Source organism: Leucobacter sp. USHLN153 (assembly GCF_037145615.1).
In the GTDB taxonomy this organism is placed as follows: Bacteria; Actinomycetota; Actinomycetes; order Actinomycetales; family Microbacteriaceae; genus Leucobacter.
This window is the reverse complement of record NZ_JBBCXE010000002.1, coordinates 521,185-544,891: the sequence shown is the minus strand read 5'-3', so window position 1 is coordinate 544,891 and position 23,707 is coordinate 521,185. Positions and strand designations below refer to the sequence as shown.

The following is a 23,707-nucleotide window of genomic DNA, read 5'->3' as shown; positions in this document are numbered from 1 at the left end:
CCCAGTACGCGACCGCGAGGCGCTTCGCCGCCGACGAACCGCTACCCGCCCGCACCCGCGCGCAGACGGTGCTCGACGGCGTTCAACATATCCCAGGGATCCTCGGGTAGCGTTGCACGGTAACGTTTCTGTGCCACAGGGGCGCGGAAAGTGGCGGACGTGCAGTCGTGCGCGTCCTCGTCCTAAGACCTTATTGACCATCGAGCTCGCCGAGTAGAGGAGATCCTGTGCGACATGCGATAGCGATCGCGGTGCTGGTGCTTTCCGGGGTTCTCCTGCTTCTGGGAATCGGGCAGCGCACCTTCCTCGCGGGGCCGTCGGAGATCCGCCTCCCGGTCGATACTCAGTCGGAGACGCCCTTCGCCGTCATTGACGGTGCCGAGTTCGCGAAGCTTCCCGGCCAGGCGAATGTCGTGGTGACGGGCAAGGATGCATTTGTCGCAACGGGCATGAACCGAGACGTCGCGGGCTGGGTTGAACCGTTCCCGCACGCCGAACTCTCGATCGACGATCGCGACCAGCAGCTCCTCAGCGCCCTCATCCCGGCGGCGTCCGACGAGGATGCTGAGAAATCCGAGTCGGTTCCCGAGAAGGGGTTGGACCCGCGGGGAAGCGACCTGTGGCTCGAATCGCGCATGATCGAGGGGGCGGGCTCGGGTACGGAGCCGGGCACCTTGCGCGTGCCGGTATCTCTGGCCCCGGACCAGTCCGTCATCATCGCGACTACGGGAACCGCGCCGATCCCGCAGGACATGGCGCTGGTGTGGGTTCAGGACCGCGAAACGCCGTGGGCCGGGCCGCTCCTGGTGTCCGGTGCGATCCTCGCCCTGGTCGGCGCGGTGCTGTACTTGCTCGCGGTCGACTACGACCGACGCGCGTTGGGGCCGCGCCGAGGGCGCCGAGGTCCGCTGCAGGGGATTCGCAATGTCTTCGGCGGCTCGCCCCGGAGGCGCGCGTCCCAGAATCCGCCCGTGGTTTCGGAGCGCAGTTCAGAGGGGGACTCATGAATTACGACGTGCAGGATCGCGCTGCCGACGTGCGTGCCCGCGGCGATCAGCAGAAGCGCGTCCGACATGCCCGGCGAGTGCTGCCCGTGATTGGCCTTGCAGCTGTGCTCGGTCTGACCGGCTGCTCTGCCGACTACTGGCCCCAGTTCGGTGAGCGGCAGACGGAAGAAGCGCCGTCCGCGCAACCCTCGTCGATCGCTCCGGTGCCAGTGTCTTCGGCCCAGCTGCATCGGATCGTCGAGCAGGTTGCGGCAGATGCGAACGCCGGTGACGACGCCCTGGACGCATCCAAGATCGAGGATCGCTTCGTCGAAGACGCGCTCGAGCAGCGCGCATCGAACTACAAGATCAGGTCCGCGGTCCCGGATTATGCAGTAGTGCCGCCTCGAATCACCGATGACGAGCTCGACTACTCGTTGGTGCAGAGCACCGAATCGTGGCCGCGCACGGTGTTCGTCACGGTCGCGTCGACCTCGGGCGAGACGACGGCGGACGCCGCTGCCGACGGCACCGCCGATGCGAGTGCAGATGGTGCGGACGGCGGCGACGACGCGGAAGCGAAGAAGACGTCACCCTCGCTGGCGCTCATTCTGACGCAGCAGTCGGCCCATGAAAATTTCCAGGTTTCCCGAGTGATCGCCCTCCAGGGCGGCATTTCGATGCCTGAGGCCGCACCCGCGGAAGACGGTACGGCGCTCCTGGCGAACGACATTTCGACCCTCGTGCTGGCGCCCGAAGACGTCGGCGATGCCTACGCCGCCGTTCTGCAGGACGGCACGGACGTTCCGGAAGCCAAATACTTCTCGCTCGAGGGCGACACGATCCTCGAGAACTACGGCAAGGCGCGCGCGAAGACGGCGCAGGCGACCGCCGACGACAAGGGGCAGACCATGAAGTACTCGGCGGTCGCCCGGCAGGGTGAATCGCCGGTGGTGGCGCTCTCGACAGGAGCGGGCGGAGCACTCGTCGCGACAACGGTGATGGACGAGCAGATCGTTGACGCGGCGGGCGGGCGATACAAGCCGCAGGCGCAAGCCGCGATCACGGCTCTTTCAGGGCTTGAGGGCGAGCAGGAGCGGATCGTGCAGCAGGTCGCACACCAGATGTTGTTCTTCGTACCCAGCAAGAGCAGCGACGATCCGAAGATCACGCTGCTCGGCGTCACGAGCGAGCTCGTCGGCGCCTCGAACTGAGCGGAATGGAGCGAGAGAGATGAGTCAGCAGATGCCGGAGCGTATCCCCGGGGGCGGGATCGACCTGAGCCACATTGCCGCGCGCAACTCGTCGGCCGGGTCGGCCCAGCCGACAGCCGGAGCACCCGCGGGAGGTGCGCCGTCGACTTCCGCGGGCACCGTGGTCGACGTCCCCTCCCTCGTGCTCGACGTCACGGACGCGACGTTCGAGCAGGCGGCGCAGCTCTCGACGATCGTGCCGGTCGTGGTCGATCTGTGGGCCGAGTGGTGCGAGCCGTGCAAGACGCTCGGTCCGGTGCTCGAGAAGATCACGCGCGAGCTCGGCGGGCGCGTGCTGCTCGCGAAGGTCGATGTCGATGCGAATCCCGGCCTCGCTCAGGCGTTTCAGGCGCAGTCGATCCCGACCGTGGTTGCGCTCGTTGGCGGCCGCCCGGTGCCGCTGTTCCAGGGCGCGCTGCCCGAGCAGCAGGTGCGGGAGTTCTTCGGTCAGCTGTTGCAGCTCGCGGAGCAGCACGGCGTCAGCGGGCGCGTGAGCGCGCCGGACGCGGTTGACTCGGAGGAGAGTGGCGAACCCGCTGAGCCCGCGATCCCCGCGGCGCACCTGCCGGCCGTGGAAGCCGCCGAGCGCGGTGATTACGCCACGGCGATCACGGAGTGGGAAGCCGTGCTGACGCGCGCCCCCGCCGATGCCGAGGCCCGCGCAGCGCTGGTCCAGGTGAAACTGCTCCATCGTTTGCAGGGCAAGACGGCCGACGCGATCCGCTCAGCCGCCGCTGCGGCGCCCGGCGACGTCGACGCTCAGCTCGCTGTTGCCGATCTCGATGTCTCCGGTGGGCACGTCGAAGACGCGTTCCTCCGCCTGCTCGACCTCTTCCCGGCGCAGGACGAGACGGGCCGCACCGCGATCCGCGAGCGCCTGCTTGAGCTGTTCGAGGTCGTGGGCGTTGCGGACCCGCGCGTCATCGCGGCGCGCGGCCGCCTCGCAAGCCTGCTCTACTGAACGGAGCCCGGTGATGGCGGCACCCCGCGCCTACCTCGATCACGCGGCTACCTCGCCGATGCCCCGGGATGTGCTCGCCGCGTACACGGCAGCGCTCGGAACGGTCGGCAACCCCGCGTCCACGCACGGTCACGGTCAGCGCGCGAGCGAGGCGCTGGAGGAGGCGCGAGACCGCGTCGCCCGCGGTCTCGGTTGCGACCGGGCGGAGCTCATCTTCACCGCGAGCGGCACGGAGTCGATCAATCTCGCCATCAAGGGCCTCTACTGGGCACGGCGACGCGCCGGCTCGGGGCCGGTGCTCCTCATCGCAGACGGCGAGCACCACGCAACGATGGAGGCGGCCGAGTGGCTTCGCGACGCGCAGGGGGCGCGGATCGTCGGTCTCGCGCTCGACGCGGCGGGGAGACTCGATCCGGTAGACCTCGAACGAGCCATCGCCGAGCACGGCGCTGAGCAGATCGCGCTCGTCTCGTTTCTCTGGGCGAACAATGAGGTGGGCACCGTGCAGCCCGTCGCGGAACTGTGCAGGATCGCGGCCGCCCACGGCATTCCCGCGCACGTCGACGCCGTCTCCGCGCTGGGGCAGGTGCCCGTCGATTTCGCCGCTTCGGGAGCATCCGCGGTCAGCGTGTCGGCGCACAAGATCGGCGGCCCCGTCGGCGTCGGAGCGCTCGTGCTCGGGCGGCGGGTCGTGGCGGATGCGCTGCTGCACGGTGGGTCGCAGCAGCGCTCGCGATCCGGAACCCAGAATGTCGCGGGGGCGGTGGGCTTCGCGGCGGCACTGGACCTCGTGCTCGACGCGAAGACCGATCCCGCACCTGAGCGAACGCGCCGAATGAAGCGGATGCGCGATCGTCTGGTGGCGGGCATCCAGGCGGCGGATCCTACCGCCGTGCTGCGCGGCGCGCCTCCGGGGCCGGAGCGGCTGCCCGGCAACGCGCACTTCACGTTCCCGGGGTGCCAGGGCGACTCGCTCGTGTTCCTGCTGGACCGGGCGGGGGTGTCGGTGTCCGTCGGGTCAGCGTGCCAGGCGGGCGTCGCCGAGATCTCGCATGTGCTCCTTGCAATGGGGCTTCCGCCCGAGACCGCCGCTGGTGCGCTGCGATTCACGCTCGGCCCTGAGACGACGGACGAGGAGATCGACGCGCTGCTTGAAGCGCTTCCGGCTGCGCTCGAGTCGGCTCGCGCGGCCGGTCTGAGCTAGGCGCGCCGGTCGTCTTTTCGGGACTCGACGGGCTTCGTACCCTCGACTAGGCTGCTGCGGTGAAGATTTTGGCAGCCATGAGTGGCGGGGTGGACTCAGCGGTAGCCGCGGCGCGCGCCGTCGAAGCCGGCCATGAGGTCGTCGGAGTGCATCTGGCGTTGAGCCGGATGCCGGGCACGATCCGCACCGGCTCGCGCGGATGCTGCACGATTGAGGACGCGATGGATGCGCGCCGTGCGGCGAGCCTGCTTGGCATTCCTTTTTACGTGTGGGACCTGAGTGAGCGCTTCGCGGAGGATGTGGTCGACGACTTCATCTCGGAGTACGCCGCGGGTCGCACGCCGAACCCGTGCATGCGATGTAACGAGAAGATCAAGTTCGCAGCGCTCCTCGATAAGGCGATCGCGCTCGGGTTCGACGCGGTCGCGACGGGGCACTACGCCACCCTGCAGCCGGGAACGCACGGCACGGAACTGCACCGCGCGAGTGCGTGGGCGAAGGATCAGTCGTACGTGCTCGGTGTGCTCACCGAGCGCCAGCTGGCCCACTGCTACTTCCCGCTCGGAGACACGCCGTCGAAAGAGCTGGTGCGAGCGGAAGCCGCCGAGCGGGGCTTGCAGGTCGCGCAGAAGCCGGACAGCCACGACATCTGCTTCATCCCCGACGGCGACACGCGCGGATGGCTTTCGGATCACGTCGCGCGCGAGCCCGGCGAGATTCTTGACGAGGCGGGCGAGGTGGTCGGGCAGCACGACGGCGCGCACGGCTACACCGTGGGTCAGCGCCGCGGACTACAGCTCGGCCGACCGGCCGAGGACGGGAAGCCGCGTTACGTGCTGTCGATCCGTCCGGTGTCGAATCAGGTCGTCGTCGGACCGAAGGAGCACCTCGCGATTTCGCGGATCGCGGGCGGGCGATTCAGTTGGGCGGGGGATCCGGGTTTCGACCTTGAGGAACGGTTCGCGTGCGAGGTGCAGATTCGGGCGCACGCCGAGCCCGTCCCGGCGTTCGCGCGGCTCGAAGCGATTCGCGAGGAGGAGCGGACCGAGCAGCACCGCGTCGGCGCGACGCACGAGGTCGTCGTTGATGTGGACCTTGAGCACGCAGAACCGCTGATGGGAGTCGCTCCCGGGCAGACGGCCGTGCTCTACGTCGGCACCCGTGTGCTCGGCCAGTTCACCATCGATCGTGCCGTGTCGGCCGAGGTTCTCGCAAGCCGCTCATGAATGTCTGAGGCGGCTCCTACACTGGAACCGTGAGCACCACCGCGCAGATTCCCGAAGATTTTGAGGCCGCCCGCGAGGAGGCCGCGCGCCTCTCGGAGGAGATCGCGCGGCTGCGCGTCGCCTACTACTCGGAGGGTGCGAGCCTCGTCTCGGATGCCGAGTACGACGAGATGTTTCATCGCCTCGAGGCGATCGAGCGAGAGTTCCCGGAGCTCGCGGGCCAGGACAGCCCGACGCGCGAGGTGGGAGCGGCGATTGTCTCCGCGGGCTTCCCCGAGCATGAGCACGCCGAGCGCATGCTCAGTCTCGACAACGTGTTCTCGGTCGAGGAGTTTCGCGACTGGGCGGTGAAGACGCGATCGGCGGCTGGCAGGGAGGTGCGCTGGCTCTCCGAGCTGAAGATCGACGGCCTCGCGATCAGCCTCGCCTACCGCGACGGAGCGCTGGAAACCGCGACCACGCGCGGTGACGGTCGCGTCGGCGAAGATATCACGGAGAACGTCGACCTCATCCCGGTGATTCCGCGGAGGCTGACGGGCGATAGCTTTCCTCCCTTCTTCGAAGCGCGCGGTGAGATTTTTCTCGAGAGCGAGCAGTTCGAAGCTCTGAATCGGCGGCAGCACGAGCTGCAGGCGGCCTTCTTTGACGAGCAGCGAGCAAAGGGGCGAAGCGAGGAGCAGATTCCGGTGCGCTACCCGGAGTTCGCGAACGCGCGCAACACCGCCGCTGGGAGCCTGCGGCAGCGGGCGGAGAAGAAATCGGAGGCCGACCTCGCGCTGATGCGGGATCGGTTGGGCCGTCTCTCGCTGTACGTTCACGGCATCGGAGCGTGGCCCGACCCACCGATCGCTCACCAGTCGGAGGCGTACGACCTCCTCGCCCAGTGGGGCCTGCCGGTGTCGCCGCACTCCCGAGTGTTCGACTCCATCGACGAGGTTGTCGCGTTCATCGAAGATCGAGGGGAGCATCGACACGATGTCGAGCACGAGATCGATGGCGTCGTAGTCAAGGTGGACGAGCTCTCGCTCCACGACGAGCTCGGGGAGACGAGCCGGGCTCCGCGCTGGGCCATCGCCTACAAGTACCCGCCGGAGGAGGTGCACACGCGGCTCCTCGACATCAGGGTTGGCGTCGGGCGCACCGGGCGCGCAACGCCATATGCGGTGATGGAGCCCGTGAAGGTCGCGGGCTCGACGGTCAGCCAGGCGACGCTGCACAACCAGCAGGTGGTTCGGGCGAAGGGCGTTCGCGTCGGCGACACCGTGGTGCTCCGCAAGGCGGGAGACGTGATCCCCGAGGTGCTCGGAGCGGTACTCGAGCTTCGCGACGGCAGCGAAGAGGAGTGGCAGATGCCGGAGAACTGCCCCGAGTGCGGCACTCCGCTGCGCCCGATGAAGGAGGGTGACATCGACCTGCGGTGCCCGAATGCTCGGGCGTGCCCGGCGCAGGTGCGCGGGCGCGTGGAGCACATCGGTTCGCGAGGTGGTCTCGACATCGAGGTACTCGGGGAGATCACAGCGGCAGCGCTCACTCAGCCCGAGATTCCGGCCGAGCCACCGCTCGAGACCGAGGCGGGGCTGTTCGATCTCACGGTTGAGCAGCTGGTGCCGATCGAGGTCATCGTGCGCGACAGCGAGACGGGGGAGCCGCGTCGAGAGGAGAACGGGGAGCCGCGTCGCCGCAAGCCGTTCCAGAAGACCGAACGCTATTACCCGGAGCCCTGGGACCGGGCGTCTGCCGCCGCGCGGCGAAAGGCCGGCGTGAAGCAGGAGGAGCGGGTCGTCGCGTCGCGGGATGCGGAGACGCTCATCGCCGAGCTCGAGAAGGCGAAGACCAAGCCGCTGTGGCGGCTCCTCGTCGCCCTGAACATCCGGCACGTCGGGCCCGTGGCGGCGCGCGCGGTCGCCGAATGGTTCGGTTCGCTCGACGCCATTCGTGCAGCCTCGCAAGCGGAGCTCGCGGAGGTCGAGGGCGTCGGGGGAATCATCGCGGAGTCGCTCATCGACTGGTTCGAGGTCGACTGGCACCGAGAGATCGTGGATCGCTGGACCGAGGCGGGCGTGCAGTGGGCGACTCCCGGGCACCCGGGTCCCGGAGCGGCCGCGGCCGCGGGAGGCGTGCTGGCGGGGCTCACCGTCGTCGCAACAGGGTCACTCGAGGGCTTCACGCGCGACGGCGCGAAAGAAGCCATCATCTCAGCGGGCGGCAAGGCAGCCTCGAGCGTGTCGAAGAAGACCGACTTCGTCGCCGCGGGGCCCGGTGCGGGCTCGAAGCTGACGAAGGCCGAGGAGCTCGGCATCCCCGTGCTCGACGCCGAGCAGTTCGCGGTGCTTGTGCAGCAGGGGCCGAGCGCGCTGCAGCTGGGCAAGGAGTCGGGCGAGGCCGAGGGGTCTGACGGCGCGGAAGACGTCCCCGCAGCGACGTCATGAGCTGACTTATGCACACGTTATCCACACATTGTGAATGAGTCGTGAGTTTCCTATGAGTTGCAGGTAGCGTCTCGAGTGAAGCCTGAGCGACCCATGTACGGATCGCGATGCAAGACGGAAGGAGCGGTGATGACGACGAACTCGGGAACGGTGCAGCGCGCGGCGTGGGCGACGCAGGATCCGCTGCTCACGGAGTATTACGACACCGAATGGGGGATGCCGCTCTTCGAAGACGATGAGGTGTTCGAGCGGCTGAGCCTCGAGGCATTCCAGTCTGGTTTGTCATGGCTGACGGTACTCCGTAAGCGAGAGGCCTTCCGTGAGTCGTTTGCAGGCTTCTCGATCGAGCGCGTGGCGGCATTCGACGACGCCGATATCGAGCGGCTCCTCATGGACGCTCGGCTGATCCGCAACCGACGAAAGATCGTCGCTACGATTTCGAATGCCCGAGCGGCAATCCGCCTGCGCGAGGAAACCGGTGCGGGGATCGCCGAGTGGGTCTGGCGATACCAGCCCGAGCGATCGCCGGCTCCGCGAACAGAGGAGGAAGTGCCGAGCGTCTCGCCGGAGTCGCGAGAGCTCGCGAAAGAACTCAAGCGTCGCGGCTTCTCGTTCGTGGGGCCGACGACCGTGTACGCGCTGATGACTGCGATAGGAATTGCTGACGCTCACCTGCTCTCGAGCCACCGAAGGGGCTGCTCAGGTCTCTGGGCGGCCGGCGGGAGCCGAACGGAGCTGCCGCTCCCATTCACGAGGACGTTCGTCGCCGGCAAGGAAGTGGTTCTGCCCGAGCCTTCAGGGGTCGCCGTCGCGGCGGAGCCGCGGGGCGCTCAGCGCGCCGCCGATAAGATGGAGCCCGTTCCCAACAGACCCCTCCCGATGGAGCAGCATGCCTGAACCTAGCGCGGCGAGCACCGAGATCACGGCATCGACCGTGGAGCATCTCGCGGGCCTCGCCCGGATTGCCCTTACTCCCGACGAGATCACATCGCTCACGAGCGACCTCGATTCGATTCTCACCAACGTGGCGAAGGTGGGCGAGGTGACGAACGCCGACGTGCCGGCCACGAGTCATCCCATTCCGATCAACAACGTCACTCGACCGGACGTGGTTGCCGACGTGCTCACACGCGAAGAAGCACTGGCGAACGCGCCCGAGGTGACCGACGGAATGTTCCGGGTGTCCTCGATTCTCGGTGAAGAGCAGTAGGGCGGGGCAATGACTGAACTGACGCAACTGACCGCCGCGGACCTCGCGGCGAAGCTCGCCTCCGGTGAGGTCTCCTCGGAGGAGGCCACTCGCTCGCACCTCGACCGCATCGCCGAGGTCGACGGAGCGCTGAACGCGTTCCTCGCGACCGACCGCGAGGCGTCTCTCGCAGCCGCGCGCGCCATCGATGCGCGCCGTGCGGAGGGCGCGGAGCTCGGCGAACTCGCGGGCGTGCCGATCGCGATCAAGGACGTGCTCGTCACGACGGACATGCCGTCGACCTCTGGCTCGAAGATTCTCGAGGGCTACCGCTCACCGTTCGACGCGACCGCGGTGGCGCGGGTGCGCGACGCTGGGCTCGTGTCCATCGGCAAGACGAACATGGATGAGTTCGCGATGGGCTCCTCGACGGAAAACTCCGCGTATGGCCCCACGCTGAACCCGTGGCGACTCGATCGAGTACCGGGCGGCTCGGGCGGTGGCTCGGCTGCCGCCGTCGGAGCCTTCGAAGCCCCGCTCGCGCTCGGTTCGGACACCGGCGGTTCGATCCGTCAGCCCGCCGCACTCACGGGAACAGTCGGCGTGAAACCGACTTACGGGGGAGTGAGCCGCTACGGCGCGATCGCCCTCGCATCGTCGCTCGACCAGATCGGCCCTTGCGCGCGCACCGTGCTCGACACCGCGCTGCTGCACGACGTCATCGCGGGGCACGACCACCACGATTCGACCTCGCTCGACCATGCCTGGCCGTCGATGGCGGGGGCCGCTCGCGGCGGCTCCGACCCCGCGAGCCTGCATGGGCTCCGCGTCGGCGTCGTGAAGCAGTTGATGGTCGATGGCCTGCAGACGGGCGTCGCCGAGCGGTTCGAGCAGGCGCTCGCGCTCCTCACCGAGCAGGGTGCGGAGATCGTCGAGATCGACGCACCGCACTTCGAGTACGCGGTTGCCGCCTACTACCTGATCCTTCCCGCGGAAGCGTCGAGCAATCTCGCGAAGTACGACTCGGTTCGCTTCGGCCTCCGCGTCGCTCCCGAGGGCGGCGGCACCGTCGAGAGCGTGATGAGCGAGACTCGGGCCGCTGGGTTCGGACCCGAGGTGAAGCGACGCATCATCCTGGGCACGTACGCCCTTTCGGCGGGCTACTACGACGCCTATTACGGCAGCGCACAGCAGGTGCGCACCCTCATTCAGCGCGACTTCGCCGCCGCGTTCGAGCAGGTCGACGTCATCGCGTCGCCGACCGCTCCGACGACGGCGTGGGCACTCGGTGCGCACGCGGGGGATCCGCTGCGCGACTACCTGAACGACGCCACGACGATTCCGGCGAACCTCGCGGGTCTCCCGGGCATGAGCCTTCCGATCGGAACGGCGAGCGAAGACGGCATGCCCGTCGGCCTGCAGCTCATGGCCCCCGCGTTCGAGGAGGCACGCCTGTATCGGGCCGGCAGCGCGATCGAACAGCTCATCACCGACCGCGACGGCTCACCGTTCTGGGCACAGGCCCCGGCTCTTGACGCGGCATCCATTGCATCGGCTTCGACCGGAAAGGCAGCGAACTGATGGCGAAGACGAAGCTCATGGACTTCGACCGCGCGCTCGAACTCTTCGAACCCGTGATCGGGCTCGAAGTGCACGTCGAGCTCAACACGAAGACCAAGATGTTCTCACCCGCGCCGAACGTCTTCGGCTCGGAGCCCAACACGAACCTCGCACCGGTCTGCCTCGGCCTCCCCGGCTCGCTCCCCGTGCTCAACCACGAGGCGGTGCGCTACTCGATCAGCCTGGGCCTCGCGCTCGGCTGCGAGATCGCCGAAGTGTCGGGCTTTGCCCGCAAGAACTACTTCTACCCGGACATGGGCAAGAACTACCAGATCTCCCAGTACGACGACCCGATCGCGCACGACGGCTCCGTCGAGATCGAGCTCGCCTCAGGTCGCGTGGTGCACGTGCCGATCGAGCGGGCGCACATGGAGGAGGACGCCGGAAAGCTCAACCACGTCGGTGGTTCGACCGGTCGCATTCAGGGCGCTGAATACTCGCTCGTCGATTACAACCGGGCGGGTGTGCCGCTCGTCGAGATCGTCACCCGACCGATCTTCGGCGGTGAGGCGGACACGCCGGAGATCGCGGCGACATACGTCTCCACGATCCGCGACATCGTGACGGCGCTCGGTATTTCCGATGCCCGCATGGAGCGCGGCAACCTGCGCTGCGACGCGAACGTCTCACTGCGCCCGCGTGGAAACGAAGACGCCGGTATGACCGTACTCGGCACGCGCACCGAGACGAAGAACGTCAACTCGCTGCGGTCGATCGAGCGCGCGGTGCGGTTCGAGATCCAGCGGCAGGCGCAGATCCTCTCCGACGGTGGCTCGATCACCCAGGAGACGCGCCACTGGCACGAGGACACGGGGGAGACCTCGCCCGGCCGTCCGAAGAGCGACGCGGATGACTACCGCTACTTCCCGGAGCCCGACCTCGCCCCGCTCACGCCGTCGCGCGACCTCGTCGAGGAACTGCGCGCCCAGCTGCCGGAACACCCGACGCTGCGCCGCCGCCGCCTTCGCGAGTCGTGGCAGTTCTCGGCGCTCGAGTTCCAGGACCTCGTGAACGCGGGGCTGCTCGCGACGATCGAGGCGACCATCGCCACGGGCGTCCCGCCCCAAACCGCACGCAAGTGGTGGACGGGCGAGATCGCGCGCATCTCGAACGAACGCGGCGCGGTCTCCTCCGACCTCATCACCCCCGAGCAGGTGGCCTCGGTCGTCGAGCTGATCGACGCGGGCACGCTGAACGATAAGCTCGCGCGCCAGGTCATCGCGGGGATCATCGACGGGGAGGGCACCGCGACCGAGATCGTCGAGGCCCGCGGACTTGCGATCGTCTCCGACGACGGCGCCCTCATTGAAGCAGTCGACGCGGCGCTCGCGGAGCAGCCCGACGTGCTCGCGAAGATCCGCGACGGCAAGGTGCAGGCCGCCGGCGCCATCATCGGCGCGGTGATGAAGGCCATGCGCGGTTCAGCTGACGCGGCACGAGTGCGCGAACTCGTGCTCGAGCGGGCCGGACAGGCTGGCGAATAGTCCGGCGCGAACACCCTGCGGGCCCCGTGTGCGATAGCTGCACACGGGGCCCGCTCGATGTGCCGGGGGGGGGGATGTTAGCGCGAGTCCTCGTCGATCCAGTCCATCGACTTCGTGACCGCCTTACGCCACTGGCGCAACAGGCGCTCGCGCTCGGCGACGTCGAGCTGCGGTTCCCAGCGCCGATCCTCTTGCCAATTCGCGGTGAGATCCTCGAGCCCGCCCCAGAAGCCCACGGCCAGCCCCGCGGCGTAGGCCGCACCGAGCGCAGTCGTCTCGGCGACGACCGGCCGTACCACTGGCACTCCGAGGATGTCGGCCTGAAACTGCATGAGCGCGTCGTTCGCCACCATGCCTCCGTCGACGCGAAGCTCGGAGAGGGCGACGCCCGAATCCGCGTTCACCGCGTCCAGCACGTCGCGCGTTTGATACGCGACCGCCTCGAGGGCGGCGCGCGAGATGTGCCCCTTGTTCGCGAAGCGAGTCAGCCCGACGATCGTGCCGCGTGCCTCGGGCCGCCAGTACGGCGCATACAGACCCGAAAACGCCGGGACGATGTAGACGCCACCGTTGTCGGGCACCGTCCTCGCCAATTCCTCCACTTCGGGTGCGCTGCCGATGATCCCGAGCTGATCTCGAAGCCACTGGATCAGTGAGCCCGTCACCGCGATCGACCCCTCGAGCGCATAGTGCGCGGGCCCGTCGCCGAGCTGATAGCCGACCGTCGTGAGCAGCCCGTTTTTCGAATGCACGATTTCTTCGCCCGTGTTGCAAATGAGGAAGCAGCCCGTGCCGTAGGTGTTCTTCGTGTTGCCGACCGAGAACGCGGCTTGCCCGAAGGTCGCCGCCTGCTGATCCCCGAGGATGCCCGCGATTGGCGTCTCCCGCAACAGCGACGACGCCTCCGCGACGCCGTACACCTCTGACGAGGATCGAATCTCGGGGAGCATCGCACGCGGCACCCCGAACACCTCGAGGATGTCGTTTCGCCACTCCAGCGTGCGCAGATCCATGAAGAGCGTGCGCGATGCGTTCGTGACGTCGGTCACGTGCACGCCGCCCTCCGGTCCGCCCGTGAGATTCCAGATGATCCAGCTGTCGGTCGTGCCGAACAGCAGGTCGCCGGCTTCGGCTGATTCGCGGGCGCCGGGCACATTCTCGAGGATCCACGCGACCTTGGTCCCGGAGAAGTAGGTCGCGAGCGGCAGGCCCACGGTGCCCTTGAAGCGGTCAACGCCGCCGTCAGCGGCGAGTCGGTCCACGATGTCCTGCGTCCGGGTATCCTGCCACACGATCGCGTTGGTGACCGGCCTGCCGGTGCGCCGATCCCACACAACGGTCGTTTCGCGCTGGTTAGTGATGCCGATCGCCGCGATGCCGTGCCGCGTCAGGTCGGCGCGCGCGAGCGCAACGCCGATGACTTCCTGCACGTTGCGCCAGATCTCGAGCGCGTCGTGCTCGACCCAACCGGCACGCGGCATGATTTGCGCGTGCTCCTTCTGGCCCGACGACACGATGGTGCCGCGATCGTCGAAGATGATGGCGCGGCTCGACGTGGTGCCCTGGTCGATCGCGATGATGTAGTCGGACATCAGTGGCCTTTCCCGGAAGATCGAAGCGGAGCGTCGGCAAGGAGGCCCAGATCGACGCGGTGATGCGTTCGCAGCAGGAGGGCGCAACGTTCGATCTCCGCCGAGATCTCGGCCTCGTCCCAGCCGAGGGCCGGTGCGATCGCCTCCGCCGCAGCGCGCACCCGCGAGGTCTTGAGCCCGCCGCGGAACGCGAGGGACGTGCGGCGCAGGAGGAGATCGTCGAGGTGTACGACATCCTCAATGGCTGCGAGATGCGCCAGCTCGTCAGCGGTGTAGCCGGGGAGCTGCTCGAGTTCGGGATCGTGCTCGGGCGTCGCCCCGAGCACCTCCACCGCGCGCGTGCCGTATCGCTCGAGCAGCTGCTCGACGCGCGCGCGATCCCGCCCGTCGGAGTGCTCCGCAATCCACCGCGTGCGCGCCGCGTCACTCCGTGGGAAGCGTTTGCCGCCGCCGATGCTGAGCGACTCCGTGGTCATCTTGCGTGCCGCGCCCAAGATAGCGAGCGTATCGTCGGCCAGGTGAGCCGCGAGCGCCCGGAAGGTCGTCCACTTGCCTCCGATGAGGCTGAGGATCGGCACGCCCTCGCGGTCCGCGCGCTCAATGCGGTAGTCCCGTGAGACGAACCCGGGCGCGGTGTCGTCGTGCCGCGGAAGCGGACGGATGCCGGAGAACGTGTAGACGATGTGCGAGCGGTCGACCGTGATGCTCGGGAACACGCGCGCGATGAGCGCGAAGAAGTAGTCGATCTCCGCGTCGGTGCAGACCGCGGGCTCGCTCGGGTCCGCGTCGATGTCGGTGGTGCCGACCAACACGCGGCCGCCGAGCGGGTAGATCAGCACGATGCGCCCGTCGGAGTGCTCGAAGAACACCTCGCGCCCTCGCGTCGCGGCGAGGAGCTCGGGGTGGTCGAGCACGATGTGGGAGCCCTTCGTGCCGCCCATGAACGCGGTCTCCTGACCGAGCGCGCGGTTGGTGAGATCGGTCCACGGCCCGCTGGCATTGAGGATCACCCGGGCGGTCACATCGAACTCGCTGCCGGCGACTGCATCCCGGAGTCGCACCGCGCCCCGCTCGAAGCCGATCGCCGAGACGTAGTTCGCCGCCCGCGCGCGGCTCCCGCCCGCCACGCGACCGTCATGCAGCACGTCGAGCGCAAGCCGTTCCGGATCGTGCATCGACGCATCGAAGTATGTCGCGGTGTACCGTACATCGGGGTGCAGATCCGGGAGCTCGCGGAGGGACCGTCGCCTCCCGATGAAGCGGTGGCGGGGGAGCTGCCCGCCGTCACGGGAGAAGGTGTCGTAGAGCGTGAGCCCGATCTTGATGAGCGCGGCGCCCCGTTCCCGCGGCTTCCCGCGACCGTGCGTGACGAGTAGGCGGAGGGGCGCTGAGAGCAGGCCCGAGAACGTCGAGTAGATGGGGATGGTGGTCTGCAGCGGACGTACGTAGTGAGGTGCGGTGCGGAGCAGCCGGTTACGCTCCGCGACGGCCTCTTTGACGAGCCGGAACTCGCCATTCTCGAGGTATCGCACCCCGCCGTGCACCATATGGCTGGACGCGGAGGAGGCGCCCGAGACGAAGTCGCCGCGCTCGACGAGTGCGACGTCGACGCCCTGCAGTGCGAGCTCGCGGAACGTCGCGATCCCGTTGATGCCGCCCCCGACGATGAGCACATCGGCTTGGGGCCGATCCCGCAGACTCGCGACCGAAGGGCGGAGAGATGGGCGGCGTTCGTTCATCGGTGCAGACCCTTTCGACGTTGTGGCCAGCCTGTCGTATGAGCCCGCACCCGTGCAAGCCGCCCCGCCCGCGCGGCTAGAACGCGCGCGCACCCGAGGCCGGGAGTCGTGACCAAGAACACGGCGGCCGAGCAGCTCGCAGCCCGACTCCATTCGTGATGAAATAGCACATATGTTCGAAGCGCCGCGTGAGATTGCTTCCATGCTGCATGTCGACATGGACTCGTTCTTCGTGTCGGTCGAGTTGCTCGATCGGCCGGAACTGCGCGGTCTTCCGGTCGCAGCAGCCCACGACACGGCGCGCTCGGTCGTTTCGAGCGCGAGCTACGAGGCACGTCGCTTCGGCGTGCGGTCCGCGATGCCGGTGGCCCGGGCGAAGCAGCTCTGCCCGCATCTCGTGCTCGTCCCACCGACATTCGCGAAGTACCGCGCCGCCTCGCGCGCCGTCATGGCGATCTTCGAGGAGTTCACCCCGCTCGTCGAACCGTTGAGCATCGACGAGGCCTTCCTCGATGTCGCGGGGAGCGTGCGCCTCTTCGGGCCGCCCGCCGAGATCGCGCGTGCGATCCGCAGCCGCGTGCGGGAGCGTACGGGTCTCCCGGCTTCTGTGGGTCTCGCCGGCACCAAGTTCGTCGCGAAACTCGCATCGCAGCGCGCGAAGCCCGACGGCATCCTGGAGATCCCGCCGGAGCGCACGCTCGAATTTCTGCACCCGTTGCCGATCGGCGCCATGTGGGGCGTCGGGCAGGCAACGGAGCGGGCGCTCCACTCACGCGCGATCCGCACCGTAGGAGATCTGGCGCGCGAGCCCGTGCACTCGCTCGAGCGCCTCGTCGGTGCCGCCAGCGCGCATCGCCTGCACGAGCTCGCGAATGGGCGCGATGCCCGCCGCGTGGAAACGTCGCGCAGCGAGAAGAGCATCGGGCATGAGGAGACCTTCGAGCACGACGTCACGGATGCGGCGACCCTGCACCGGGAACTGCTCCGACTCGCGACGCGCACCGCGGAGCGACTTCGGGCGGCGGAGATCGAGGCGCGCACCGTGTCGATCAAGGTGCGCTGGAGCAACTTCGAGACGATCACGCGTTCGCGGACGCTGTCACAGGCCAGCGCGGCGACGCAGCGGCTGTATCAGACAGCCCGGGAGCTGTTCGACGCACTCGGTGAGCGAGGCCGCGCGGTGCGGCTTATCGGAGTTCGCGCCGAGCAGCTTATCCCTGTCGGCACTGACATGGCGGCCCTGTGGGGCGATGATGATGAGTGGCGCGCGGTCGATGACGCCGTCGACGAGGTGCGCGGCAAGTTCGGGGCGGCGGGCGTGAGCCCGGCGAGTCTGCTCAAGGGGCGAGGCACGGTGGTGGATCCGCGATCCCTCGAGGCGCCCGGCCAGGCCGGCGACTAAGCGCCGACGGGCTCAGCTGTCCTCGTCCTCATCAACGGCATCGTCGTCGGCATCCGCGCCGGACTCACCGGCGGCGAAGATCGCGAGCACGGACTCGAGAATCGCGGCGAGCCAGTCGAAGACCAGCACGGTGCCTCGCGTCTCCTCGTCCTCGAGGAGTCGTTCGCGATCGTCCGACTGGTCGAGTCCGATGCGGGCCGCAATCGCGAGACGGAGCGCGGTCAGGGTGCGCACCCAGGCGGGAAGCGTCTGCGGCGTGATCTCCACCTCGACCGGCGAGGTGCTGGGCGCGCCCCCTCCGAGACCGAGCGCCGCGGTCACGTCCATGGCGTCCTGCAGTTTTCGATTGATGAGACCCTGCTCGGTGACGCTGCGGTACGCGCTCGCATCCGCCTGGCCCGAGTATGCGTCGGGAAACAGACGCGCGAGCGCCGGATCCTCAGGAGTCTCGTCCGACCCGCCGACCTCGAGGCTCGCGAACAGCGGATCGGGATCGAGCGTCGTGCTGCTGTGGCTCTCGAGCAGCTGGCGCAGCTGGGTGACGAGCTGGTCGAGCATCGCGGCCTCGTCGAGATCGAGCAGCAGCCGCAGGCCGCCACCCGAGAGGGGAAGAAGTTTCACTGTTCGCCCGCCTGCCGCACCGTCGCCCAGAGCCCGTATCCGTGCATCGCCTCGACGTGCAGCTCCATCGCCTCACGCGATCCTTCGGCTACCACGGCGCTGCCGTCGTGGTGCACGCGGAGCATGAGGACCTCCGCGCGATCCGCCGAAAAACCGAAGTGCTGCTGAAACACGAACGCGACATACGACATCAGGTTCACCGGGTCGTCCCAGACCACCGTCTGCCACACCGGCTCCTGCATCTCCTGGGGCGCCTCCGAGCGCTGCGTCTGCGTCGCGTGCATCATCCCCACCCGAGTTCGTGGATGCGGTTCTCGTCGATCCCGTAAAAGTGCGCGATCTCGTGAACGAGCGTCACCCGGATCTCGTGGGCGAGCTCTGTGACGTCTTCGCAGTGCTCGAGCAAGTTCTCGCGAAACAGGATGATGCGATCGGGCTCCTCGCCGTACCCGTACACGCCGCGCTCGGCGAGCGAGAACCCCTCGTAGACGCCGAGCGTGTCGCTGCCATCCTCCGGGCGATCTTCGACGAGGAAGATGACATTGTCGAGCCGCGAGAGCATGTCGTCATGCAGCGAATCGAGGCCGTCGGCGACCATCGATTCGAACGCCTCGTGCGAGATGTCGAGCATGTCATCACCCTACACAGAAGCCACGGGCCACGGGGAGGAGCGTCGCGCCCGCCGGAATCGAACTCGGCATGATGAGCAGCGCACCGTCGCCGATACACTAACTCGTGGGGCACCACGGGAAAAGGGGACTGAGTGGCATCTGCACGCGCGATGGTGAGGGACCGGGTGTTTGCTGCGCCCTTCGTCGTGGTCGCACTGGCCGCTCTGATCGTGGGGATCGTGGGGCTCTTGAGCGCGGATCCGCGTTCGTGGACTCTGGTGCTCACCGTGATCGCGGGCGTCGTGCTCTGCGGACCATTTCAAATGGGAATCGGGCACGGGCGCGGGTATCCGACAATGGGCGTCGCCATCATCATGCTCTCGGTCGGTCCGGTCACCGGAGACCCGGTGCTCGACGTGTGCGTTTGGGCCATCGGCGTCGCGATTTCGCAAACGGTGCTGCGGCGAAGCGTGATGCACACGCTCTACCTCACGGGCGCGAGCACGGTGAGCGCGATCGGCTTCGAGGCGGTGAGCGAGGCGTTCCTGTTTCTCGGAAACTGGCACTGGATCGCCTATCTGCCCGCGAGCATCGCCTATTACGGCATCTTCCTGCTCGTTGAATTCATCCGTCAGCGCACGAGGTCGTCGGCAGACCGCGGCGTTTCGGCGGCGGAGGTGCACCCGGGGCGCCTGGCGCTCGTCGCCGTCATTGCGGCGGGGACCGCGATGCTCATGGAATACGTCGACACGATGGTGATCCCCTGGCTCGAGCGAGGGAACGATGTGGATCGCAGCCCGTTCGTCGTGCTGCTCGCCGGGGCGCTCTTCTACGTCTTCGCCCAGCGCTCGCGGTCAGCGGACGTAGAGGCGCGCCTGGGAGCGGTCGCGAACGCGGCGATCGAACTCCCGCGACAGGACAGCTCGGCGCTGAGTTCCACCCTGGTGGCTCGTGCGCGATCGATCGTTCGCGCCGACGATGTGGAGTTGCGCAGCACGGCGCCCGAGCGGCACGAGATCGGGGCGGAAGTTCGGCTCGAGTCTGGGCTCGGGCAATACCTGGTCGCGTCCCGCAAAATCGGCGGCGGATCCTTCACCAGAGACGATGAGAGTTCACTCGCGACCCTCGCCCACATGGCGAGCGAGGCCGCCCGCGTGCAGGAAGAGGTGGACACGCTCGAGCACCGTGCGAACACCGATCCGCTCACCGGCCTGCCGAACTACGGGTCGTTCCAGAAGGCACTCGTCACCGCAAACGAGTACCGCGCCTACCACCAGGGCATCGCGCTCCTTTTCATCGACCTCGACAACTTCAAGCGTTTGAACGACACGTTTGGGCATCGCGCCGGCGACGAGTTGCTGCGCTCCGTCGCCGAGCGACTGCAGCGCTCCGCCGGCGGTGGCGACTTCGTGTCGCGCGTTGGCGGGGATGAGTTCGTCGTGATCCTCACGGGCCTCATGACGGTCGATCACGCGAAGGAATCGGCGGATCGGATCGTCGCCGCGCTCAGTGAACCGATCGAGCTCGAGGGCCATACAATGCGTCCGCTCGTGAGCGCGGGACTCGCGTTCTCGAGCCACCGCGAGATCGACGCGCAGTCGCTCGTGGAAGACGCGGATCGCACGATGCTCAGCGCAAAGCGCTCCCGCCGAGCGGAGGGGTCGATCGAGGGGAGCACAGTCAGTGTGTCGTCTCACCGCTCGACGCGACTCAACGAGATCGTCGCCCGAGCCATCCAGAGCAACCGGCTCATTCTGGCGTTCCAGCCGATCATCGACATGTCGACCGACCGACTCTGGGCGTTCGAGGCGCTCACGCGCTACGTGGATCCCGAGCTGGGGCCGATCTCCGCGCCCTCCCTCATCGCGCGTGCGAAGAGTCTCGGGCTCATGAACGAGCTCACGAAACAGGTCATTACGAAGGCGCTCGACGCGGCCGAGCAGTTCCGTGCGCTCGCTCCGACCGTCGACTGCATGACGGTCAATCTCGAGCTCGGCCAGATCAGCGACTCGGAGTTGGGTCCGTTCATCCGCGAGGCAGCGGCCGCGCATCCCGACATCAAACTCTGCATCGAGCTCAACGAGCGCTCCCTGCGCACGGTTAATGACGAGCTACGCCGGGACGCCGAGCGGCTCCAGGAGGCCGGGGTGATCCTCGCGCTGGATGACTACGGCTCGGATGACTCGGTCGTCGGCGCGCTCGTGCACTTCCCGATGGACATTCTCAAGATCGACCGGGGGTTGATCGACAATCTGAAGGACGCACGCCAGCGCGAAGTGGTGAAGGCACTGCAGGGGTTTGGCGACAACCTCGGACACACGGTGATCGTCGAGGGCATCGAGACGCGCGAGATGGCCGATGTATTGCAGGGGCTCGGTGTGCGCGACGCGCAGGGCTACTACTTCGGGCGGCCCCAGCCGTTTGCAGTGACGATGGAGCGGCTACGCAAGTACGGCATCACGGCCGACCTCAACGCCGCGACCGCTGCTTCCTAGAAGGGTTCTCCGCCGGGCGAGGGGGGAGTGACGTCGACTCCGCCGCTCAGCCGCGAGATCGCCTCCTCAGCATCGAACGCGGGGTCCGGCTCGATGAACGCATCCACGACACCCATGAACGAGAGCGCGGCAACTGACCACGACTCCTCGTCGACGCCATTCGCTCGCTCGATCGAACGCGTGAAGTGTGCTTCGACCAGCGGGGGCACGGTTGCGCGCACAATCCCAAGCCCCTCGATCACTGAGGCGGCGGCGACGGCGAACGGCTGATAGTCGTTGTTGAACATCGGCCGAAGGCGATAACCGACGGTGGGCAACACGTTGCGGTAGAAGTTCTCCATGGTTTCGACGAACGACATTTCGCTCGCGCGCAGCGCCTCGAGCACTCGAGCGCGCGCTTCGCCCTCGGGCCATGCGCTGATCGTCGTGGAGAGCGCCGCGTAGGTGCGCCACTTGCTCGAGGCGGTGACGACTTCGAAGTTGTACTCAGCCGCGGTGCGGATGATGTCGATCAGCACACTTCGACGGCCCTCCGCGGAGCGGAGGTCGCCGACCCGCATGCTCAGGTACTGCCACGTCGTCAACAGCGTCTCGGTGTCGGCACGATCGATCTGAGCCTGGTTCGCGAGTTCAATGAACAGGTCCGCAAGAAATGCGTCATGTGAGACCCACGATTGGGCGAACTGCTTCGGGCTGAGCCCTGCCTCAGCGGTGAGGCGATCGATCACCGTGCCGTTGATGCCGAGTGAGAGTCCGACGGTCTCCACATGCCGCACAGCGGTCGCCAGCATCTTCGCGCGAAGGTCCGTGCTGTCGGAGCGTGAACCCGCATTTCCGGGCCAGTTCCAGTTGTCTACTTGCACCGTGCCCCCTCAAATTCGGCGAGTGTAGTGCCTCATCGTATCACCCGAGCTTTCACCCTCCGAGGGACGCGCGGGCGCGCGTCCGCGAATCTCGTTTTCGTTTTTCGGCGGATTATGTCGAAACGACTCGCCGAAGGTTGTGTTCGGTGCAACAAGCAGCACTTCTGGTGCAAAATGTGAGTACACAGGAGCTGTTCGTGGACCGATTGGGGTTTCATGGCGCTTCCATAGCCCATCCGGCTGTGCAGCCTCAGGAGGACCCGGCGTTGTCGCACATTGATCGATCGGTCACGAACCACGATGTCATACCAGTCATCGACTCCGACATCTTTCTCGACCGGCCCGACGCCCGATTTTCTGTCGGGCTCATCGCCGTCAACGACGTCGCGTTGCCGGGCCTCGAGTCCGAGTACGTCGCGCACTTCGAGCTGCGCCGCAAGGTATATGTCGATCAGACCGGGCAGCTCGACGCGAGTGAACTGCAAGACGACGGCACCGACCGCGATCCCGACGACGCGCGATCCGTCACCTTCGCAGTCTTCGAGAACTACGACGACGGCGTGCGCGTGCTCGGTGTCTCGCGGCTGATCATTCGGGGAGACGATCGGCCGCTCCCCGTCGAGGAGTTCTGCCCGGATTCGTTCACGGGTCGCGAGCTCAGCGCACGGAGCGTCGAGGTGTCGCGGGTGATTGCGCGCCACGAGAAGGCCGTGATGCAGGAACTCGTGCAGTGGCACCTTTTCGCGATCATGCTCGCCTACATTGCGAACCACGACCTCGAGCGCACCTTCGCGATCATCGAGCCCTGGCTCGAACGTCACCTCCAAGGGTCAATCGCGATTTCGCGGATCGGCAAGCCTCGCTACGTCGAGCACTACCTCGACTACAACCTCCCCATCGAGATCGACATTCCCGCTTCCGCAGAGCGTGTGAACGCACGGAACGGTGGCTTCATCGATCAGTATCGCGAGGCTGAGGGGCTCATGACATATGTGGGCCGCCTGCCCAAGCGATCCGCTCATGAGGTTGTGCGTTGATCGCGAAGACGGTTAGCGCTCCGGAATTCTCCCGCAACTACGGGTTCTGGAACGAAGACGAACAGCGTGCGCTGACCCAGTCGCGCGTGGCGATCGCGGGCGTCGGCGGCGACGGCTTTCAGCTCGGCTTGAAGCTCGCGCGCATGGGCGTGCCCGCGTTCAGCGTCGCGGATCCCGAGGTGTTCGAGCCCGAGAACATGAACCGGGTCGAGGGCGCGACAACGTCGACGTTCGGGCGGCGCAAGGCCGAGGTGTTTCGCGAGCGCGTGCTCGACATCAACCCCGACGCTGTGGTCGAGGTCTTCTTCGACGGTGTGATTCCCGAGAACGTCGAGCCGTTCATGCATGGCGCGTCGCTCGTGCTCGACGAGTCGGAGCTGACGCGGCCGGAGATCGGCTCGCTGATCGCCCGGCGGGCTCGAGCGCAGGGGATTCCCGATCTCCTGGTGATGAATGTCGGCTTCGCCGCTCAGGTGACGTCGTTCGCCCCGCAGTCGGAGTGGACCTTCGAACGGTTCATGGGCTTCCGCGCGGACACGCCCCTCGACGAGATCGCAGAAGCGGGCGTCGATCTCTCCCGGTGCCTGCCCTATATACCCGCATACACCGACCTGCGCTCTCTGCAGACGGTCATCGGGGAGGAGGGGCACCCGCCCGCGTCCCTGCCGTCGATCTCCATTGGTGTCGATGTCGCGTCCTCGATCGGCAGCGCGCAGGCGTTCCTGCACCTCACCTCGGGCGTGCGCAACCGCCGCCGGTCACCGATTTGGGCGCCGCGGATCGCCTACACCGACGCGTACCGACTGCGCACTCGGGTGGTGCGCGCCGGCAAGGCTGCGCACACGCGCGGGCTGCTCATCGCCGCGGTGCGTGACCGGCTCGGTATGAACCCGCGCGGCGCCTACACGCACGCGGATATCGCGCGCCGCGCCTCCCACTGAGCGGGCATCGTCACGCGGCCGCTCCTGGTCATTGCCGCATCAGCAGCAGTTTGC

General features: G+C 67.4%; 20 protein-coding genes. 14 read left to right on the top strand and 6 right to left on the bottom strand.

What is annotated here, in order from left to right; all coding sequences use genetic code 11:
* The first annotated feature begins 227 nt into the window (after window positions 1-227).
* From WFH00_RS05670 to gatB, 10 genes are all read left to right on the top strand, one after another.
* Complete coding sequence (locus WFH00_RS05670) at window positions 228-1,007, top strand: hypothetical protein (protein WP_336659689.1); 780 nt, start codon at window positions 228-230, stop codon at window positions 1,005-1,007.
* A complete protein-coding gene (locus WFH00_RS05665) occupies window positions 1,004-2,200 on the top strand; it encodes a hypothetical protein (RefSeq protein WP_336659688.1) in 1,197 nt (398 codons plus the stop codon). The genes WFH00_RS05670 and WFH00_RS05665 overlap by 4 nt, the downstream gene beginning before the upstream one ends.
* A gap of 19 nt (window positions 2,201-2,219) precedes the next feature.
* Window positions 2,220-3,200: a tetratricopeptide repeat protein gene (locus WFH00_RS05660; RefSeq protein WP_336659687.1), complete on the top strand. Its 981-nt coding sequence runs from the start codon at window positions 2,220-2,222 to the stop codon at window positions 3,198-3,200.
* A gap of 13 nt (window positions 3,201-3,213) precedes the next feature.
* Window positions 3,214-4,404 (top strand): cysteine desulfurase family protein, encoded by a 1,191-nt coding sequence (locus WFH00_RS05655; protein WP_336659686.1) that lies wholly within the window; start codon window positions 3,214-3,216, stop codon window positions 4,402-4,404.
* A 59-nt stretch (window positions 4,405-4,463) separates the two neighbouring features.
* Complete coding sequence (mnmA, locus tag WFH00_RS05650) at window positions 4,464-5,630, top strand: tRNA 2-thiouridine(34) synthase MnmA (RefSeq protein WP_336659685.1); 1,167 nt, start codon at window positions 4,464-4,466, stop codon at window positions 5,628-5,630.
* Window positions 5,631-5,659: 29 nt separating this feature from the next.
* Window positions 5,660-8,059 (top strand): NAD-dependent DNA ligase LigA, encoded by a 2,400-nt coding sequence (ligA, locus tag WFH00_RS05645; RefSeq protein ID WP_336659684.1) that lies wholly within the window; start codon window positions 5,660-5,662, stop codon window positions 8,057-8,059.
* A 129-nt stretch (window positions 8,060-8,188) separates the two neighbouring features.
* The gene (locus tag WFH00_RS05640) at window positions 8,189-8,956 is read left to right on the top strand and encodes a DNA-3-methyladenine glycosylase I (RefSeq protein WP_336659683.1); all 768 of its coding nucleotides are present in this window, start codon (window positions 8,189-8,191) and stop codon (window positions 8,954-8,956) included.
* Window positions 8,949-9,269: an Asp-tRNA(Asn)/Glu-tRNA(Gln) amidotransferase subunit GatC gene (gatC, locus tag WFH00_RS05635; protein ID WP_336659682.1), complete on the top strand. Its 321-nt coding sequence runs from the start codon at window positions 8,949-8,951 to the stop codon at window positions 9,267-9,269. Before WFH00_RS05640 ends, gatC begins: the two co-directional genes overlap by 8 nt.
* Window positions 9,270-9,278: 9 nt before the next feature.
* Entirely contained in the window at window positions 9,279-10,829 is a 1,551-nt protein-coding gene (gene gatA / locus WFH00_RS05630; protein ID WP_336659681.1) for an Asp-tRNA(Asn)/Glu-tRNA(Gln) amidotransferase subunit GatA, read from the top strand.
* Complete coding sequence (gene gatB / locus WFH00_RS05625; protein ID WP_336659680.1) at window positions 10,829-12,352, top strand: Asp-tRNA(Asn)/Glu-tRNA(Gln) amidotransferase subunit GatB; 1,524 nt, start codon at window positions 10,829-10,831, stop codon at window positions 12,350-12,352. The genes gatA and gatB overlap by 1 nt, the downstream gene beginning before the upstream one ends.
* Window positions 12,353-12,429: 77 nt before the next feature.
* Here gatB and glpK read toward each other — a convergent pair whose 3' ends face one another.
* Both glpK and WFH00_RS05615 read right to left on the bottom strand, forming a co-directional pair.
* Window positions 12,430-13,944, bottom strand: a complete 1,515-nt coding sequence (gene glpK / locus WFH00_RS05620) for a glycerol kinase GlpK (protein ID WP_336659679.1) — start codon at window positions 13,942-13,944, stop codon at window positions 12,430-12,432.
* Window positions 13,944-15,683, bottom strand: a complete 1,740-nt coding sequence (locus WFH00_RS05615) for a glycerol-3-phosphate dehydrogenase/oxidase (protein ID WP_336659678.1) — start codon at window positions 15,681-15,683, stop codon at window positions 13,944-13,946. Before WFH00_RS05615 ends, glpK begins: the two co-directional genes overlap by 1 nt.
* A gap of 202 nt (window positions 15,684-15,885) precedes the next feature.
* On the opposite strand from WFH00_RS05615, the gene dinB reads away from it, so the two are divergent.
* The gene (dinB, locus tag WFH00_RS05610; RefSeq protein ID WP_336659677.1) at window positions 15,886-17,085 is read left to right on the top strand and encodes a DNA polymerase IV; all 1,200 of its coding nucleotides are present in this window, start codon (window positions 15,886-15,888) and stop codon (window positions 17,083-17,085) included.
* Between the two features lie 12 nt (window positions 17,086-17,097).
* On the opposite strand, the gene WFH00_RS05605 is transcribed toward dinB, so the two are convergent.
* Genes WFH00_RS05605 through WFH00_RS05595 form a run of 3 tightly spaced genes read right to left on the bottom strand, consistent with a single transcriptional unit; the run spans window position 17,098 to window position 18,337 of the window.
* Complete coding sequence (locus WFH00_RS05605; RefSeq protein ID WP_336659676.1) at window positions 17,098-17,706, bottom strand: DUF2017 family protein; 609 nt, start codon at window positions 17,704-17,706, stop codon at window positions 17,098-17,100.
* Window positions 17,703-17,993 carry an ATP-dependent Clp protease adapter ClpS gene (gene clpS, locus WFH00_RS05600; protein ID WP_336659675.1) on the bottom strand — a complete coding sequence of 97 codons (291 nt, stop codon included), beginning with the start codon at window positions 17,991-17,993 and terminating at the stop codon, window positions 17,703-17,705. The genes WFH00_RS05605 and clpS overlap by 4 nt, the downstream gene beginning before the upstream one ends.
* Window positions 17,990-18,337, bottom strand: a complete 348-nt coding sequence (locus tag WFH00_RS05595) for a metallopeptidase family protein (protein WP_336659673.1) — start codon at window positions 18,335-18,337, stop codon at window positions 17,990-17,992. The genes clpS and WFH00_RS05595 overlap by 4 nt, the downstream gene beginning before the upstream one ends.
* 132 nt (window positions 18,338-18,469) lie before the next feature.
* Here WFH00_RS05595 and WFH00_RS05590 point away from each other — a divergent pair, with 132 nt between their 5' ends.
* Window positions 18,470-20,812 carry a putative bifunctional diguanylate cyclase/phosphodiesterase gene (locus WFH00_RS05590; RefSeq protein ID WP_336659671.1) on the top strand — a complete coding sequence of 781 codons (2,343 nt, stop codon included), beginning with the start codon at window positions 18,470-18,472 and terminating at the stop codon, window positions 20,810-20,812.
* Here the strand turns inward: WFH00_RS05590 and WFH00_RS05585 are convergent.
* On the bottom strand, window positions 20,809-21,603 hold the full coding sequence (locus tag WFH00_RS05585; RefSeq protein WP_336659670.1) for a hypothetical protein: 795 nt from the start codon (window positions 21,601-21,603) through the stop codon (window positions 20,809-20,811). The genes WFH00_RS05590 and WFH00_RS05585 overlap by 4 nt on opposite strands.
* A 338-nt stretch (window positions 21,604-21,941) precedes the next feature.
* Here WFH00_RS05585 and WFH00_RS05580 point away from each other — a divergent pair, with 338 nt between their 5' ends.
* Both WFH00_RS05580 and WFH00_RS05575 read left to right on the top strand, forming a co-directional pair.
* Window positions 21,942-22,712 (top strand): hypothetical protein, encoded by a 771-nt coding sequence (locus tag WFH00_RS05580; RefSeq protein ID WP_336659668.1) that lies wholly within the window; start codon window positions 21,942-21,944, stop codon window positions 22,710-22,712.
* Window positions 22,709-23,653 (top strand): ThiF family adenylyltransferase, encoded by a 945-nt coding sequence (locus tag WFH00_RS05575; RefSeq protein ID WP_336659666.1) that lies wholly within the window; start codon window positions 22,709-22,711, stop codon window positions 23,651-23,653. The genes WFH00_RS05580 and WFH00_RS05575 overlap by 4 nt, the downstream gene beginning before the upstream one ends.
* Window positions 23,654-23,707: the final 54 nt, after the last annotated feature.